Annotated in this window: 14 protein-coding genes; 13 read left to right on the top strand and 1 reads right to left on the bottom strand. The window is 57.0% G+C overall.

Annotated elements, in window-relative coordinates; translation table 11 throughout:
• Positions 1–452: 452 nt before the first annotated feature.
• The 8 genes from dnaA (at position 453) to A37O_RS0114065 (ending at position 12,006) form a co-directional block, all read left to right on the top strand.
• Positions 453–2,090 carry a chromosomal replication initiator protein DnaA gene (dnaA, locus tag A37O_RS0114100; RefSeq protein ID WP_026196397.1) on the top strand — a complete coding sequence of 546 codons (1,638 nt, stop codon included), beginning with the start codon at positions 453–455 and terminating at the stop codon, positions 2,088–2,090.
• A 647-nt stretch (positions 2,091–2,737) separates the two neighbouring features.
• Complete coding sequence (dnaN, locus tag A37O_RS0114095; RefSeq protein ID WP_018298158.1) at positions 2,738–3,928, top strand: DNA polymerase III subunit beta; 1,191 nt, start codon at positions 2,738–2,740, stop codon at positions 3,926–3,928.
• Between the two features lie 61 nt (positions 3,929–3,989).
• Positions 3,990–5,168: a DNA replication/repair protein RecF gene (gene recF / locus A37O_RS0114090; RefSeq protein WP_018298157.1), complete on the top strand. Its 1,179-nt coding sequence runs from the start codon at positions 3,990–3,992 to the stop codon at positions 5,166–5,168.
• Complete coding sequence (locus A37O_RS0114085; protein ID WP_018298156.1) at positions 5,168–5,797, top strand: DciA family protein; 630 nt, start codon at positions 5,168–5,170, stop codon at positions 5,795–5,797. Before recF ends, A37O_RS0114085 begins: the two co-directional genes overlap by 1 nt.
• A gap of 139 nt (positions 5,798–5,936) precedes the next feature.
• Positions 5,937–8,006, top strand: a complete 2,070-nt coding sequence (gene gyrB, locus A37O_RS0114080) for a DNA topoisomerase (ATP-hydrolyzing) subunit B (RefSeq protein WP_018298155.1) — start codon at positions 5,937–5,939, stop codon at positions 8,004–8,006.
• Between the two features lie 174 nt (positions 8,007–8,180).
• On the top strand, positions 8,181–9,602 hold the full coding sequence (locus tag A37O_RS0114075; RefSeq protein WP_018298154.1) for an LLM class flavin-dependent oxidoreductase: 1,422 nt from the start codon (positions 8,181–8,183) through the stop codon (positions 9,600–9,602).
• A complete protein-coding gene (locus A37O_RS0114070; RefSeq protein ID WP_018298153.1) occupies positions 9,599–10,801 on the top strand; it encodes an acyl-CoA dehydrogenase family protein in 1,203 nt (400 codons plus the stop codon). Before A37O_RS0114075 ends, A37O_RS0114070 begins: the two co-directional genes overlap by 4 nt.
• A complete protein-coding gene (locus A37O_RS0114065) occupies positions 10,798–12,006 on the top strand; it encodes an acyl-CoA dehydrogenase family protein (protein WP_018298152.1) in 1,209 nt (402 codons plus the stop codon). Before A37O_RS0114070 ends, A37O_RS0114065 begins: the two co-directional genes overlap by 4 nt.
• 13 nt (positions 12,007–12,019) lie before the next feature.
• Here A37O_RS0114065 and A37O_RS0114060 read toward each other — a convergent pair whose 3' ends face one another.
• Positions 12,020–13,162 (bottom strand): ROK family transcriptional regulator, encoded by a 1,143-nt coding sequence (locus A37O_RS0114060; protein ID WP_018298151.1) that lies wholly within the window; start codon positions 13,160–13,162, stop codon positions 12,020–12,022.
• Positions 13,163–13,347: 185 nt separating this feature from the next.
• Here A37O_RS0114060 and A37O_RS0114055 point away from each other — a divergent pair, with 185 nt between their 5' ends.
• From A37O_RS0114055 to A37O_RS0114035, 5 genes are all read left to right on the top strand, one after another.
• Positions 13,348–14,523: an LLM class flavin-dependent oxidoreductase gene (locus tag A37O_RS0114055; RefSeq protein WP_018298150.1), complete on the top strand. Its 1,176-nt coding sequence runs from the start codon at positions 13,348–13,350 to the stop codon at positions 14,521–14,523.
• A complete protein-coding gene (locus tag A37O_RS0114050; protein ID WP_018298149.1) occupies positions 14,520–15,404 on the top strand; it encodes an ABC transporter permease in 885 nt (294 codons plus the stop codon). Before A37O_RS0114055 ends, A37O_RS0114050 begins: the two co-directional genes overlap by 4 nt.
• 5 nt (positions 15,405–15,409) lie before the next feature.
• Positions 15,410–16,444 (top strand): taurine ABC transporter substrate-binding protein, encoded by a 1,035-nt coding sequence (locus A37O_RS15590; protein WP_018298148.1) that lies wholly within the window; start codon positions 15,410–15,412, stop codon positions 16,442–16,444.
• Entirely contained in the window at positions 16,445–17,224 is a 780-nt protein-coding gene (locus A37O_RS0114040; protein ID WP_018298147.1) for an ABC transporter ATP-binding protein, read from the top strand. It abuts the gene before it with no gap.
• 111 nt (positions 17,225–17,335) lie between these two features.
• Positions 17,336–17,854, top strand: a complete 519-nt coding sequence (locus tag A37O_RS0114035; RefSeq protein WP_018298146.1) for a flavin reductase family protein — start codon at positions 17,336–17,338, stop codon at positions 17,852–17,854.
• Positions 17,855–17,857 lie beyond the last annotated feature (3 nt).

The following is a 17,857-nucleotide window of genomic DNA, read 5'->3' as shown; positions in this document are numbered from 1 at the left end:
CAGATGACAGCAATTTCCATGTGGACAGGCTTCAACTGAAACGAGTAACAATGGAGAAATCACTCACAAATCACACCCTGTGCACAACAGGAATTGTGGATAACTTTAAAGAAGCGGTTGAGACTTCACAATCGGCATTAGCAAACTTGCTGGTCAATGCGATTTTTAGGCCGTAACTAACTTATCCACAATCAGTTGACTAAACTGTGGAGAACTTCCACAGCAAAGTTATCCACAGGTGTGAATAAACTTGTGAAAACTCATTGCTGAATAGGCATTTTGTCTCAAAGGATGGTGTGAATGAATGGTGAATAAAGTTTGTCATTCACACTAACAAGAGCGCAGGAACAACAGTCGGCCAGAAAACTTGTCCACAACCAGGATAAGTCTGAAAAGCACGACTGCTTTAGCTAGTTTTTAATTTTTGGTTTTAGACAGACTCGAGGTCTTAAGTGGCGGAACAATATCAGCAAGTCGACGTGCTATGGCGCTCAGTCGTCGACGAATTGTTGGAATTATCAGAACGTCCGAATTCTGATGTCCCAACATTCACGCACCAGGAACGGGCTTATCTACAGCTCGTCCGTCCGGTGATGATTGTTGATGGTTACGCGATCCTCAGTGCGCCACATACCGCCGCGAAAGCCGTCATTGAAGAGACCTTGGGCGAACACATCACGACATCGTTGTCTCGTCTTCTCGGTCGCCCGACCACCATTGCTGTCTCGGTGCAACAACATCAACCAGAGGCCGCGCCTGTCCAAGCAGCCCCTCAAACTCCACCACCAGTGGCACCGCAGGCAGCTCCCCCGATGGTCGCACCGGTAGAACAACCGACCCAGCCCCAACAGGCTCCTCAGCAGGAAGAATGGACAGCTACCTACAGCGAACCGCAGTTCACAGAGGTCGGTAACCAGTATTCCTTCGGCATCGATCAGCTTTCGCGCGCTCATACCGAACAGCCGAAGCAGCCCACGGCTGATTACCATTCCCATCCTGTCGTCGAGCAGCCTCAGCGCCTCCCGCGCGAGAAGCCCGCCCACGACCCGGATCGGGAAACCAGCCTCAACCCGAAGTACACCTTCGAGAATTTCGTCATCGGTTCCTCCAACCGTTTCGCCAACGGCGCAGCGGTTGCCGTCGCGGAAAATCCGGCACGCGCCTACAACCCGCTGTTCATCTGGGGCGGATCCGGGTTGGGCAAGACCCACCTTTTGCACGCCGCTGGAAACTACGCCAAGCTTTTGCAGCCTGGCCTGCGCATTAAGTATGTCTCCAGTGAGGAATTCACCAACGACTACATCAACTCAGTGCGAGACGACCGCCAGGAATCTTTCAAACGTCGCTACCGCAACCTGGATATTTTGATGGTCGATGACATCCAGTTCCTCGAGGGCAAGGAAGGTACTCAGGAAGAGTTCTTCCACACCTTCAACTCGCTGCACCAGTCGAATAAGCAGATCATCTTGTCCTCGGACCGTCCGCCAAAACAGCTGACTACCTTGGAGGATCGCCTGCGCACCCGTTTCGAGGGTGGCCTGATCACCGACGTTCAGCCGCCAGATCTGGAGACGCGTATTGCGATTTTGATGAAGAAGGCCGCGGCCGATGGCACGCACGTTGACCACGCTGTTTTGGAGCTGATTGCTTCGCAGTTCGAGTCGTCGATACGCGAGCTCGAAGGCGCACTGATCAGGGTGTCGGCCTATTCTTCCCTGATCAATGAGCCAATCACAATGGACGTGGCGCAGATTGCGCTGCGCGATATTCTGCCCGAAGGCGGGACCGTAGAGATCAATGCCAGCACGATCAAGGAGGCGGCCGCGGAGTACTTCGACGTTTCCGTGAGCACGCTGACCGGCGCCGGCAAGACTCGCGCGGTGGCCCACGCGCGCCAGATTGCCATGTATTTGTGCCGTGAGCTCACCGAGTTGTCGTTGCCGAAGATCGGCGACGAGTTCGGCGGCAAGGACCACACGACCGTGATGTACGCGGACCGCAAGATCCGCAAGGAGATGACGGAAAAGCGCGACACCTACGACGAGATCCAGGAGTTGACGCAGATTATTAAGAATCGCGGTCGCGCGTAGCGGGCATTTTTCGCTTTACGACGATTTCTTCTCGCAAACCCCCACACACTTTCAACAATTAGTGCTTTGAGCAGGACTTAAAGCAGTAGTTGGGGAAGTGGTGGGGGTTTTCCACACTTTCCACAGAGTTATCCACACCTGTGTAATTACAGCTTTGTAATTTAATGATCTTCCGCACACTGTAGCCTGGGTCACATCAGAATTTCTCCTGTGGATAACTCTGTTTTGCCTGTTAAACAATGGTGGATGAATCCGATTTATCTGTGGAAAGTCATTTTGACCCGAAATTTATCCACAGAGGAAGCGATTTATCCACAAGTTATCCACAACCAAAATCACAAGTCGAATCGCCGAGATAAGCTTGAGAAACAGCACCTGATCCACAGATCGCACAGGACTTACTGTAGTTACCAAATTTTCTACTAATAATTCTCGTTTAAGAGAAGGGGATGGGGACAACTTCGCAGCGAGGAATCGAATTACAAAAGTTCAGACCAAGACAGGGCAAAGAAAGCCCATGCGCAAATGACAAAAGCTGGGTCCACGACATAGAGTGGTGAACAATATTTGTTATTTCTGGGTGCTTGGCATGCCATAAAACCTCGGAACAAGATTTCACTACTGGCTCAAGGAGTTCGAAGAAGACTATGGACGGCAACAACGTGTCATTCCGTGTTCACAAAGATGATTTGTCGGATGCGGTGGCATGGGTTGCCCGTAGTCTTCCAACGAAAAACACTCAGCCAGTGCTGCGCGCTGTTGTGATTACCGCCGATGAGAGCGGATTGGAATTTGCGGGCTTCGACTACGAAGTTTCCTCGCGCGTTCGCATCGGGGCTGAGGTTGATCAGCCAGGTCGCATCGCAGTAGCGGGCAAGCTGATGGCAGACATCGTGGCGAATATGCCAGCTAAACCGGTGGAAGTCAGCGTTGTTAATGATTCGAAGCTTTTACTCCAGGGCGGATCGGCCCGCTTCGAGCTGCCCTTGATGCCGCTCGATGATTACCCGCAGCTGCCAACTTTGCCGGAGACCACGGGTCGCATTAGCCCATCGCTGTTCGTCAACGCGGTCACCCAGGTGGCATCCGCAGCCGGCAAGGATGATACGTTGCCAATGCTCACCGGTGTGCACATGGAAGTCAATGGATCCCACGTCCAGCTCGCGGCAACTGACCGTTTCCGTCTTGCGCTGCGCACTTTTGAGTGGGAGCCTTCCGCACCCGATGTGAAGGCAGACCTGCTGGTACCTGCGAAAACCTTGTTGGACAATGCTCGAACTTTGGACACGCACCTCGACGAGCCCGTGGAAATCGCCGTCGGTACCGGCGAGAACATCGGCGCCGAGGGTCTCTTCGGCCTGCATTCGTCGAATCGCGAAACCACAACGCGCATGCTCGACGCAGACTTCCCGAATATCCAGCCACTATTGCCAAAGACCCACACGTCCATGGCAAGTATTGAAATTACTCCGCTGCTCGAGGCAATCCGTCGCGTCAGCTTGGTGGCCGACCGCAACGCGCAGCTGCGCATGGAATTCCGCCCCGGCGAGCTGAGCCTCTTTGCTTCCGGAGCAGAATCTGGCGAGGCAAGCGAGACCATTCCTTGTGCCTACACCGGTGCCGATGAGCTGGTCATTGCATTCAACTCGGGCTACCTGAAGGACGGCCTGAACGTGATTCGCACCGACCGTGCCGTGTTCGGATTCACCGAGCCTTCGCGGCCTGCGATCATGATCCCGGAACCAGAAAATATGCCGGATGCTGAAGCCGATGGCACGTTCATTACTCCGAAGACGGACTTCACCTACCTGCTGATGCCAGTGCGCCTGCCAGGCTAAATCGCAGATTCAAATTGGCAACAAGTGCGAAAGTGTGGGTAACGAAAGGGCGTGACTCAGCGTGTATTTACGGCACCTTGACTTGCGTGATTTTCGCTCCTGGCACGAGCTGTCACTCGATCTGACTCCCGGAGTCACTGTATTTTCTGGTCGCAATGGGTTTGGCAAGACGAATATTGTCGAGGCCATTGGCTACATGGCTCATCTTTCCAGCCACCGCGTGCCCTCGGATCAGCCTTTGATCCGCAGTGGCGCCGCGAATGCCAGGATCTCCACCACCACGGTCAACGACGGACGTGAGCTCACCTCTCACCTGCTGATCAAGGCCCAAGGTGCGAACCAGGCGCAGATCAACCGCACGCGCCTGAAGTCGCCGCGCGAATTGCTTGGCGTTTTGCACACCGTGCTCTTCGCGCCTGAGGATTTGGCCCTAGTCAAGGGCGAGCCCGCCGAGCGACGCCGCTTCATGGATGATTTGATCGCCATCCGCACACCTCGATTGGCCGGGGTGAAGGCGGATTACGACAAAATCATGCGTCAGCGCAACGCACTTTTGAAAAATTCTGGCTTTGACCTGCGCCGCGGCTACGATCACCCTGACGGCGCCAGCGCCTTGACCACGCTCGATGTCTGGGACGCACAGCTTGCAAGTCACGGTTCGCAGGTCATCGCCGCACGCCTTTCGCTTATCGACGAGCTCGCGCCGCTGATTCATGACGCTTACTCTGCAATTGCTCCCGAATCCCGGCCAGCCTCGGTGTATTACTCCTCGACAGTCGATGATGCCGTGCGCCAGTTGTCCGGCGAATCTACCAGGGACCCGCAGGTCATCGAGGCCGCGATGCTCAGCGAGCTGGGCCGGCGTCGTCGCAACGAAATCGAACGAGGGCTAACGCTCGTCGGCCCGCACCGCGACGATTTACACCTCATCCTGGGAGAAGAACCCGCCAAGGGTTTCGCCAGCCACGGTGAATCGTGGTCCTTCGCATTATCGCTGCACCTTGCGGAATTTCAGTTGTTGTCGGCCCAGGGCTCGGATCCGGTCCTCATCCTCGATGACGTTTTTGCCGAACTTGATACGAAGCGGCGCCAGCGGCTTGTCCACGTTGCTGAACAGGCAGAACAGGTGCTGATCACGGCTGCCGTGGGTGACGATCTGCCGGGCAACCTGGCGGATGCCGTCGCGGCCAGGTACCGCATTGACATGGTGGACCGGGTTTCTCGGATCGAGGAGGCCTAATGGCTGAAGAACACGACCTGGTAGCTGAGACTTTTGAGAATTTGCGAAGGACAGCCAAGAAACGTAATGGCACAGTCCCAGATTTGCGCCGTCAGGGCAGGAATGTTGTGCCGAAACGAGCGCTTGGCCGGCTTACCGATGAATCGGCAGATGATGGAATCCGCGTGCCCGGGATAAAATTGGAGGATTCAGAGGATTCTGGTGGCTTGAAAAAAGCGCGGTACTACGGGCCTGGGCGACTCAGTGGTCCGGATGGCCGCGCCCCGCGCCGCAGTTATCAGGTCAAAGGCTTTGGCGATGTACTCAAACGCGAGGTGCGTAATCGAGATTGGGCGAAACCTCTCGCACTGGGCTGGGTCATGGGCCGCTGGGATGAGCTTGTCGGAGAAAAGATAGCGCAGCACACCACCGTGGAAATGGTGAAAGAATCAACCTTATTCATTTCTACTGATACGACAGCCTGGGCATCTCAGCTGAAGATGATGAAACCTCAGATCCTGCGCAACATTGCTGACAAAATTGGTGCAGGTGTGATCACTGACCTGCATGTTTACCCGCCGAAAACGAAAAGTTGGCGTTATGGGCCGCTTCACGTCAAAGGACGTGGCCCACGAGACACGTACGGCTAAAATCTGACCTGGGAAAACGTCGAATTCGGCGCGACAATGCCCCTGCAACGCGCGGGACCCCTGCCACTATAGGACACCATTAAGGTGTAGTATCGATAAGGTTAGAAGTCCATAGCGCGACAGGAGTACTAGGTTTCACGTGGCTACCAATGAATCACATTATGATGCCTCATCGATCACCATCCTTGAGGGTCTCGAAGCCGTGCGCAAGCGCCCAGGCATGTACATCGGCTCGACCGGGCCTCGAGGTCTGCACCACCTGATCTGGGAGGTCGTAGACAACTCGGTCGACGAGGCAATGGCTGGTTTTGCGGATCGCGTCGATGTCACACTGCTCGAAGACGGTGGCGTCCAAGTCATCGACAACGGCCGTGGCATTCCAGTGGAGATGCACCCCTCCGGTGCCCCAACTGTCCAAGTTGTTATGACCCAGCTGCACGCAGGCGGCAAGTTCGACTCAGATTCTTATGCGGTGTCCGGCGGTTTGCACGGCGTGGGCATTTCTGTGGTCAACGCCCTGTCCACCCGTGTGGAAGCAGACATTAAGCGTGACGGAAAGCACTGGATCCAGAACTTCAATGGTTCGATTCCAGATCCGTTGATCGAAGGTGGCAACGCCCGCGGCACCGGCACCACGATCCGTTTCTGGCCGGACCCTGAAATTTTCGAATCCGTCGAATTCGACTACGACACCATCTCGCGTCGCCTGCAGGAAATGGCCTTCCTGAACAAGGGCCTGACCATCACGCTCAAGGACGAGCGCGTCAGCGAAGAGGAACTCGAACTCGAAGCACTCGCGGAAGCAGGCGACACTGCGGAAGCCATCGATGGTGATTCTTTCGACGATGTTGTCGTGGAAGAGGCGACCTCCGATGAGGCTGGGGCAGAGATTGCACCCAAGAAGCCAAAGAAGCGCGAAAAGAAGGTCACCTACCACTATCCAGATGGGCTGGTGGATTACGTGAAATTCCTGAACAAGAACAAGACGGAAATTCACCCTTCGATCGTTGGCTTCGAGGCCAAGGGCGACGACCACGAAGTCGAAATCGCCATGCAGTGGAACACCGGCTTTTCCGAGTCTGTGCACACCTTTGCGAACACCATTAATACACATGAGGGCGGTACCCACGAGGAGGGCTTCCGCGCCGCTTTGACCTCCTTGATGAACCGTTACGCACGTGAGCACAAGCTGATCAAGGATAAGGACCCAAACCTCACCGGTGAGGATTGCCGTGAGGGTCTTGCCGCTGTCGTTTCCGCGCGCATTGGTGATCCACAGTTCGAGGGTCAGACGAAGACAAAGCTCGGCAATACCGAGATCAAGAGCTTCGTGCAGAAGGCAGTCAACGAGCACCTCGCCTTCTGGTTTGACGCCAACCCTGCCGAGGCAAAGGCAATCGTCAATAAGGCAGTGTCGTCGTCCCATGCGCGCCAGGCAGCGCGTAAGGCCCGCGACCTCGTTCGTCGTAAATCCGCGACGGACATGGGTGGCCTGCCCGGCAAGCTCGCTGACTGCCGTTCCAAGGATCCGGTTAAGTCCGAACTGTTCATCGTGGAGGGTGACTCCGCAGGTGGTTCCGCGAAGCAGGGCCGTGACTCCATGTACCAGGCGATTCTTCCGCTGCGCGGCAAGATCCTCAACGTGGAAAAGGCCCGCATGGACCGCATCCTGAAGAATGCCGAAGTCCAGGCCATCATCACCGCGCTGGGTACCGGCATTCATGAAGAGTTCGACATTAAGAAGCTGCGCTACCACAAGATCGTGCTGATGGCCGACGCCGACGTCGACGGCCAGCACATCGCAACACTGCTGCTGACTTTGCTTTTCCGCTTCATGCCGGAGCTCATCGCGGAGGGCCACGTCTACTTGGCTAACCCACCTCTTTACAAGCTGAAGTGGCAAAAGGGCGAGCCCGGTTACGCCTACTCCGACGCGGAACGTGACCAAGAACTCGAGGAGGGCCTCGGTGCGGGTCGCAAGATCAACACCGACGATGGCATCCAGCGCTACAAGGGTCTCGGCGAGATGAACCCGAACGAGCTGTGGGAGACCACACTCGATCCCGAGAATCGCATTCTGCGTCGTGTTGATATCGAGGACGCACAGCGTGCCGACGAATTGTTCTCGGTTCTGATGGGCGATGACGTTGCGGCTCGTCGTTCGTTTATTACGCGCAAGGCGAAGGACGTTCGCTTCCTGGATGTGTAAGGATGTTTACTTACCCAAATGCTACGTTCTGAGTCCAAAGGCGATGGTTTGAAACCATCGCCTTTGTGCGTTTCTTCGGATTTGATTCAGCGTGGCTCGATTCATTGCCAGCAGATAAGAGTAGAACATACGGTATTCCATTAACAGACTAAGCAGTCTAGAAATGGAGTATCAATGGTTAACAAACGCCAGATTTTCTTTAACGCATTCGACATGAATTGCGTTGCCCACCAGTCACCCGGACTGTGGAAGCACCCGCAAGATCATGCGCGGGACTACAACACGATTGACTACTGGGTGAATCTTGCAAAGACCCTGGAAGAGGGCCTTTTCGACGGGCTGTTCATCGCCGATGTCCTTGGCACCTACGATGTCTACGGATCCAGCAACGAAGCCACCTTGCGTGCCGGCACGCAGGTGCCGGTAAACGACCCTATCTTGCTGGTCTCCGCGATGGCACACGCCACCGAACACCTGGGATTCGGCATCACCGCGGGTACTGCCTATGAGCACCCGTATCCCTTTGCCCGCAGGCTGGCCACCATCGACCACCTGAGCAAGGGGCGCGTGGGCTGGAACGTTGTCACTGGCTACCTCCCATCCGCAGCACAAAACATGGGCGAGACCGATCAGCTTCCCCACGATCAGCGCTACGATCGGGCCGACGAGTACCTCGAGGTGATTTACAAGCTCCTTGAAGGATCGTGGGAGGACGACGCGGTTGAGTACAACAAGGAAACTGGAGTCTTTGCTGATCCGGACAAGGTACACGCAATTAATCACCACGGCGAGTACTTCGACGTACCAGGAATTGCGATCACCGAGCCCAGTATCCAGCGCACACCGGTGATCTACCAGGCTGGGGCATCGCCTCGTGGCCTGCACTTTGCCGGGGAGAATGCCGAGGCAGTGTTCATCAATTCAAACACGGTTGAAGGGATGAAGGAAACAGTGGCGAAGATTCGCGCTGCAGCCGTGGAGGCGGGACGCGACCCATACTCCATTCGAGTCTTCGCAATGGAAACCATCATCACGGGTGCCACCGAGCGTGACGCCCTAGACAAGCTGGCTGAATATAAGCAGTATATCGATCCCGTGGGTGGCCTGACACTCATGTCCGGCTGGACCGGCGCTGACTTGTCGCTCTACGATCTCGACGAGCCGATCACGAACATCGAGTCCAACGCGATCCAATCCACGGCTGCAACGATTAGCAATGGCACCGGAGACGGAGCGTGGACCGTTCGGAAGCTGGGAGAATCCACCGGCATTGGTGGATTCGGTCCTGTCCTTGTGGGATCCGGCGCTCAGATTGCCGCCGAGCTTGCCCACATCCAAGACGAGACGGACCTCGACGGGTTCAACTTCGCCTACGCAATTACTCCCGGTACCTTCGAGGATATTGTGGAATATGTGGTTCCTGAACTGCAAAAACTCGGCCGCTACAAAACTGAGTACACGCCAGGCTCGCTGCGCAACAAGCTGTTCGGCGCAGGGGACCGGCTACCCGAGGAGCACCGTGGTGCCAGCTATCGGATTGGTCGCGAGAATTCCACAGCCACTGATCGTCGAGTAGCAGCGCAGGTGCACGCATGAGTTTCACAAAAACTATTTCAGCGCGTTCAATCATCGACCAGCTAGCACCAGTTTTGCGTGAGATCACAGAAAGCGCCGCGCAACGCGAAGCCGACCGGGATTTCAGCCGGGATCTCGTCGCGAAGTTAAAAGCAAGTGGATTCACGAGGCTTCGGGTTCCCACCGAATTCGGTGGTTTCGGGTTGTCTCTGCCCGAGGCCTTCGAAGTCCTCGTTGAGCTTGCGGCCGCGGATTCGAATTTGGCACAAGGCTTGCGCCCACACTTCCTCGCGGTGGAGTCGCTGTTGACAGCACCTGATTCCGAACACCGAAGCACGTGGCTGCGCCGCATAGGTGAGGAGGGAGTCGTGGTGGGCAACGCACTTACCGAGGTGGGAAACAAATCCGGGAATCTCAGTACGACGATCCGCGAGGTTGACGGGAAGTTGGTAGTTTCGGGAACCAAGTTCTACAGCACCGGCAGCCTGTACGCCGATTGGATCCAAGTACACGCTCTCGACGAGAATGACCAGGACGTCTTCGTATTCATCGATCGCGACGCTAAAGGAGTCACACTTTTCGACGATTGGGACGGCTTCGGCCAGCAGCTTTCCGCCTCAGGAACGAGCATTTTTGACAATGTCGTTGTCGATCCAATTGATGTTGCCTACCGCGAATATTCCGCGCCTGGTGCCTTCCAGGCCACGGCACAGTCGCACCACCTCTCCACTCTGACAGGAATTTCTCGTGCGGTTGTCCGCGACATCGTGGATTACGTGCAGGCCCGCACCCGAGTCTATAGCCATGGCAGTGGCGATCTTCCTCGCCATGATCCACAGGTTCAACAGGTCATCGGGGAGGTGAAGGCAGCATCGTATGGAGTGGACAAGGTTTTCGAAGGCTTCGTCCGAGCGCTTGATCGCGTATCGACGAAGGCCCAGGCGGGAACCGCAACGGAGGAAGATTACGCTGCCATCGACCTCGAGGCGTATCAGGCGCAGCTAACCATCGCGCCTGTAGTGCTTGCACAGGCCACAAAGGCTTTTGAAGTGGGCGGGGCGTCTGCCGCGTCCAAGAAACTCGGCCTTGACCGTCATTGGCGCAACGCCCGAGTCTTAGCGAATCATAACCCCATCATCTACCGGGCGCGCCTCATCGGAGCAGATGCCGTCAATGGCGGCCACGTGGCTGCGCAATACACGATTGGATCCCACTCATGACAACTCACTTTGATCAGCTTTTTGAGAGATTCGGCCCGACACTCGAGAGGATTCGCGCGGGTGCTGTCCAGCGCGAGCTCGATCGCAGGCTGCCCGAAGAGGAGATCAAGGCACTGCGCGCGCTGGGCATTACAGGCTTGCGAGTGCCAAAGGAATACGGCGGTGAGGGCTTAGAACTAGACGCGGTTGTCGAGCTCTACATCGAGATCGCTTCCGCAGATTCCAATGTTGCCCAGGCATTGCGCGGTCATTTTGCGTTTACGGAACAACTCCTTGAATCCCCAGAGAGCGAATTCCGCCACCATTGGCTGACCGAGATTGCTAGCGGAAAGCTCTTCGGCAATGCGGAGAGTGAACGCCGAGGCGCTTACGGTGATCCGCACACATTTGTCGACGAAATCGAGTCCCAGGGCAAGATCGTGCAGGTTCTCAACGGTACCAAGTTTTACACCACTGGAACCTACTTCGCGGATTACGCATGGACAACCGCGCTGTGGCGCAGAGCCAACGGCGACGAGTATTTGGTGAGCCTGCCGGTAGATGTCCGAGGACCCGGAGTTGAAATTATCGACGATTGGACGGGCTTTGGTCAGCGTCTCACTGCCTCGGGTACGACAACTTTCAGCGGTATTGAAGTCGACCCGCGCTGGATTGTCATTCGCGAGCCCCACTACTCCCTGGTGTGGTCCTACCTGCAGATCAACCTTCTAAGCGTGCTCGTGGGCAGCGCTGATGCTGCGGTGCGTGAGGTTGCGGAGCGTGCTCGATCGTCGTCACGCAACGCGTGGAATCCGGGAGTGGAACACCGCAGTGACCCGGCGGCGACGGCGGCGTTGGGCGATACGCGCAGTCGCGTCACCGTGCTTCGCGGAGCACTAGTTGATGCTTCTCGAAGGGTAGCGAAAGCCGCAGAGCAGGGCACCCCAGAGGCCTTCAATGAGGCCGATGCGATCGTTGCTTCGCTGTGGTCGGTGGTTTCTGAGCAGGCACTATACGTCACCTCACACGCTTTTGATGCGGTTGGGGCATCGGCGGCGCTGAAGGAGAGGGCGATAGATCGTCATTGGCGCAATGTGCGCACGGTCTCGTCAAATAACCCAGTGTCGCTAGCGCGAAATGCAGTGGGAGAATACGAGCTCAATGGCACACCTGTGGGCACCAAAATTGGGAAGGCGCTGGAGCGCCCGGCCAAGGTGCCTGCCTAATTAAGCGCAGGAACTACACAAACTCCAGCGGTTCCTGCCAGAGCGGTTGGAGTGCAACCTGGCGGGCGGCATCGATCAATACGTTGCCGCCCGCTTTACACAGCCGCATTTTTGCAGGTGCGCCTCCCATGTCGCGCAGGTCTCGGATCACCGTTTTGAGGCCCTTCGGGTCTGCGGTAAAGGCCTCACCCGCGAGCACAAGTTTTTCGGGATCGACGATGTCTACTGCGACAGCCACGGCGCGCGCGATGCGATGGGCACGGGCATCCAATACCTCGCGGGCGCGGGGATCGCCAGAGGCAATGAGCTCGGAGAGAGATTCAACTGAAAGGCCGCGGGAGCGTGCGTCGTCAAGCGTAAATCTTGTGCTCAGCGGGTGCGCGCCGTGCGTGGCAATGCTGCCGTCGTCGAGCAGGCGCAGCGCGGTGGTAGGCGTGCCGGAATGCGCGCGGTGGACCGCGCCGTTGAAGATCCAGGCGTGGCCGATCATCTCGCGGACATAGAAATAGAGTGTTGAATCCATGCCTCTCGTGCTCAAATCGTTGGCGGCCAGCTCGTAGCCGGCCATCGCGGTTACACCGGTGGAGTAGAAGACGTGCGCACCGAGGCGCTGGGATATCTCATTGCCCACAGGCACACCCTCCCAACCGTATTCTTCGCTGGTCACGGAGCCGACGGCATCGATATGCGCACTTGTAGCCATGCCCACGGTGATCGGCGAGGGGTGTGCGGCACCAAGTGCCTTGATGCGATGCGCGATGAGATCGAGCGAATCCTCCACCCGATTCTCCGGGATGGATAAGGGGAGTGTGGCGTGTTCCAGGAGCCGGCCCGCCCCATCGGCGATGACAATTTCGGTGGAGCGCAATCCGATATGTATGCCCCACACACGCAGGTGAGACGCATCGATACGCAATCCCAGCGAGGGTCGGCCAGCACGACCGTCGACCTGTGAGGCGGGGATTTCGGTGACGAAGCGTTCGTCGATAAGCGCGGAAACGTTGCGTGCGATTGTCGGCTGGGACATGCCTAGCTGGTCGCGGAGCTCCGAGCGCGTAATACCTGGCTGGTTGCGAATCTGATGGAGTATGCGCGCGCTGCCGGATGTGGGCACGGCGAACTGTACGGGCGTGCTCAGTTGGGTGGCGATGCTCATAGTAGGAAATACTAGACTAATTTGTCTAGAAATCGCGATGCTTCTCGTGAAGGGTGCATTAATACGCCATGAACTGCGCATTTATTATGAATTTAACAGTTTTACTACGGGGCGATTGAGGGAGATTAATTCACTAAGAATCAAACTCTCGCAGAAAATATGGACAGCATGGTCTACTACAGCCCATGACAAACACGATCTCACTTCATTGGTTCCTTCCTACCTACGGCGACTCCCGCGGCATCACCGCGGGAGGCCACGGAGCTGGGTTCCACACCGGTTCCCGTCCCGCCGACCTGGACTACCTCACGCAAATCTCGCTTGCGGCCGAGAAGGGTGGCTTTCAGTCTGTTCTCGTGCCCACCGGGTTGTGGTGCGAGGATGCCTGGATCACCACCGCGGCGTTGATCGCGCGCACCAGCAAGCTGAAGTTTTTGGTGGCTGTGCGCCCAGGTTTGGTTAGCCCGCTGATCATTGCCCAGCAGGCGCTCGCCTTTCAGAAACTTTCGGGTAACCGCTTGAATATTAACGTCGTGGTGGGTGGAGAAGACCACGAACAGCGTGCCTACGGAGACTACTCGACGAAGGAAGACCGCTACCGTAACGCGGACGAGACACTCGAAATCCTGGACCACCTCTTCCATAACCCAGAGCCGCTGGATTACAACGGTGACTACCAGAAAACCGAGGGTGCGGTCCTGCGCGATCGCCCGGATGTAGCACCGCAGATCTTCTTCGGCGGTTCCTCCCAGATTGGCATTGAAGTGGCTGGGAAGCGCTCCGATGTGTACCTGACCTGGGGTGAGCCCACTGACAAGGTGGTGGAGAAGATTGAGCGCGTCCGTGCCCAGGGAGAGGCCAACGGCCGTGAGCTGGAGTACGGCATTCGCCTCCACGTGATTGCTCGCGAGACCGAGGAAGAGGCATGGGATCAGGCGCAGAAGCTACTCGATCAGATCGATCCGGAAGAGGTCGCCCGCATCCAAGAAGGTCTGGCGAAGTCGCAGTCGGAGGGACAGCGTCGGATGAGTGAACTGCACAACCAGGGTGGTGGCTTTAGGGCTGGGACGAACGCGCGTGAGCTCGAGCTTTCCCCGAACCTGTGGGCCGGGATTGGCTTGGTCCGAGGCGGCGCGGGCACCGCACTCGTTGGCTCCTATGAACAAGTGGCGCAGCGCATCGCGGAATATCAGCAGGTCGGATTGACTCACTTCGTTCTCTCTGGCTACCCGCACCTTGAAGAGAGCTTCCACGTGTCCGAAGGTGTCGTTCCGGAGCTGATCCAGCTCGGCGTGGACGTGGCCGGCCATGAAGCCGGTGCCGCTGAAGTATCCGTCTCAACCCCTTTCGCAGCCCGATGACCGCCGCGACAAGGACGACCGTTACTGCAGCGCAAAACACCGCACCTCGCCAGGAGCTCGCTGCACAAAGGAAACCAGCAAAGAACTCCCCACGCTGGGTTGCCCAGGTCGGAGTCCTATTTGCCGTGATCGCCCTGTGGTGGGCGGCAACCAAGATCTTCCACATCAACCCGGTTGTCTTACCTGGGCCGCAACTGGTTCTGCAAGAAGTCGTGGATGCCTCCAGGTGTGTTCCTGTCGGCGAGGGCAGTGCCCGCCTGACTTGCGGCGAGCAAGGCTACTTTCTATGGCAGCACCTCGCAGCCACTTTGCAGCGCATCGCAGTTGGCCTCGGCGCAGGCATTATTGTTGGCGTTCTTCTCGGTTGGGCGCTGGCGTCTGCACCTCGAGTCCGCAGCCTCGTCGAGCCGTACATCACCTTCCTCCGCGCGCTGCCACCAATGGGCTACATCGGTCTGCTCATCGTCTGGTTCGGTATCGGCGACGGATCCAAAGTGATCCTGTTGTTCCTTGCTACCTTCCCGATTGTCACCGTGGGTACCCTCGGCGGATTTGTAGGGGTGAGGGAAGACTGGGTCCGAGCTGCTCGCACGCTCGGCGCCAAGGAGATTGATGTGTTCCGCAGCGTCCGACTCCCTGGCGCAGCACCCGAGATTCTTTCGTCGATACGCCTTGCCTCCTCGGCGGCGTGGGCGTCGATTGTCGCCGCGGAGATCAACGACGGCATCCCCGGCATCGGCGGCCTGGCCTATGTCTCCGGCACGCAGCTGAACACCGCCATGGCAATCGGGGCGATCGTGATTATCGGCCTAGTTGCGCTGCTCATGGACCAGATCATCGTGTGGATTGATCGCCGCGTGAACCCGTGGCGCGGAAAGTAGTAAAGATGAAAAAATACTTATCGACGATTGCCACCGTGGCAATCAGCGGACTTGCCCTAACCGGGTGCGTGGGCGCCCCAGCGAGCACCTATGAAATCTCAGGCGACGTGACCTGCCCAGTCACCCCGGCGGAGTCGGACGGCCAGCTCAGGATTGGCTACCAGGTGATCGCCGGATCGACCCTCTACCTGCGCGATCAGGGCCTCGCGGAGGCATGCTTCCCCAATGCCGACGTGAGCTGGGTACGTTTTCCTACTGGCCAGGACGTGGTGCAGGGGTTTGTGTCTGAGTCCATTGACTTTGGCGTAATGGGTTCTCCACCTGCGGCCAATGGGCTGAGCCAGCCGATTGACTTGGATGCGAAGATTATCCGCACTAATAACATCACCGGAACCGGTGAGGCGTTGGTCGCCCGGGATTCTACGGGTATCGTCTCAATCCAGGACCTGCGGGGCAAAAGGATTGCTACTGGAGCGAATTCCACCTCGCACTACTCGCTACTGAAAACGTTGGAGGCCGAGGGGATCGACCCAAGCAACGATGTTGAATTAGTCTTCCTCACTCCGGACACATTGCCGGGTGCGTGGGCCTCGGGAGATATCGATGCAGCGTATATCTGGGGTCCCGCACTGGCAGAGATTAAAAAGACAGGTACCACGCTGATCACTTCCGCTGAAGTCGCGGAAGATGGCGCGCCGACCTTCCAATTCACCCTGGGGACTGACAAGATCATCGCTTCCAACCCAGACTACGTTCAGGTCTGGACCCAGCTTGAGGACTATGCGGTGAGCATTTATCGCACAGATCCCGAGCCGTACATCTTGGCCAACTCCGTGCAGATCGGGCTCGGACTCGAGGAGACGAAATCCCAGCTGGAAGGGGCCGAGGAGATCATCGCACCCGAGGCCACCGAGCTCCACAAAGACATCACAGACGCCCTGTACAACACCGCCGAATTCCTCGACCAGCAAGCGATTGCTACTGCCGTGGATCGTTCGCATTACGAAGAAGCCGTATTAGTTCCAGAAACGAGACCCTAAATGCTGACCATTTCGCAATTGCAGCACAACTATTACACCGAATCAGGCGATACCGTGCATGCGCTCGAAGGGGTGAACCTGACCGTTTGTGACGGTGAGTTTGTCAGCCTCGTTGGACCGTCGGGGTGCGGAAAATCTACGCTGCTGCGACTCATCGCTGGCTTCGAAACTCCGAGTTCGGGACAAATTTCCACCGTCACCTCCGAAGGAAGTACCGAAGTTACCGGTCCCGGCACCGATCGGGGAGTGGTGTTTCAACAGCCCACTTTGTTTCCGTGGCTGAGCGTGCGCGAGAACATTCACCTGGCCGCGAAATACCAAAACGACGATGAGATCTCGGAGCAAGCCGATGCCCTGATTGAAATCGTTGGGCTTTCAGACGCAGTGGACCGGCTACCGCACGAGCTCTCCGGTGGAATGCAGCAGCGCGCACAAATCGCACGAGTTCTCGCGGCTCAACCGCAGACCGTACTTATGGATGAACCCTTCGGTGCGCTGGACCCATTTACCCGTGAAGTACTTCAGGCGGAATTATTAGGCATCTGGAGGCGTTATAGCCCAACAGGAATCTTTGTCACTCATTCGGTAGAGGAGGCGATTCTGCTCGGTCAACGAGTGATTGTCATGGGTGCTCACCCCGGGCACATTATTGACGAGATCTCAGTTCCCAGCGAGTTGCATCCGCATTCCGTCGAAGAATTTGCCGAAGTGAAGGCTTCGGCTGAATTTGTTCGGTTACGCCATGATGTGACCACGGCAGTGCATGCAGCGCACGGATAGATTCGCAATATAGACATCTCTGTCTATTAGTGAATCGCTTTGTACCTCTATTTTTCTCACTACGATTCAAAATATTGTTTAGGAAAAAGACCGCATGGTCTACTGATTCACATGAGCAACCACACACAAACTTTGACCTCCACCCAGCCCGCACCTGAAGCCACCGCCGTACGTTCCGTATTCGCACACATCCCAACGCCACTAGTTGTTGTCGCAGCCGACATCAACGGAACACCGACCGGCATCACCGTGGGATCCTTCGTGGGTCAGTCGCTGGAACCTGCACTCGTCAGCGTGAGTATCCAAGACACCTCCACCACATGGCCACAGCTGCGCTGCGCCGACCATATCGGGATCTCAGTGCTCAGCGAAGACCACGCACACTTGGTGCGCCAGTTCTCCGGGCCCGCGGCGGAACGCTTCCAGGGCGTGAACTTGGAGGAAGACGGTTCGGCGCTCCTGCTCGCCGAGGCGGGAGTCCAGCTGACCTGCCGGCTTGTCGACGAGATCCGCATCGGCGACCATATCCAGGCAGTTTTGGAAGTCGTCCGAGTCGTTGAGCGCCCAGGAGCAGGACCGTTGGTCTACCAAGGTCGTCGAATCAGCCACACACGCGCCATCGATCTCTAAAAT

Source organism: Corynebacterium lubricantis DSM 45231, assembly GCF_000379425.1.
Classification (GTDB): Bacteria; Actinomycetota; Actinomycetes; order Mycobacteriales; family Mycobacteriaceae; genus Corynebacterium; species Corynebacterium lubricantis.
This window is presented reverse-complemented; position numbering and strand designations above follow the sequence as displayed.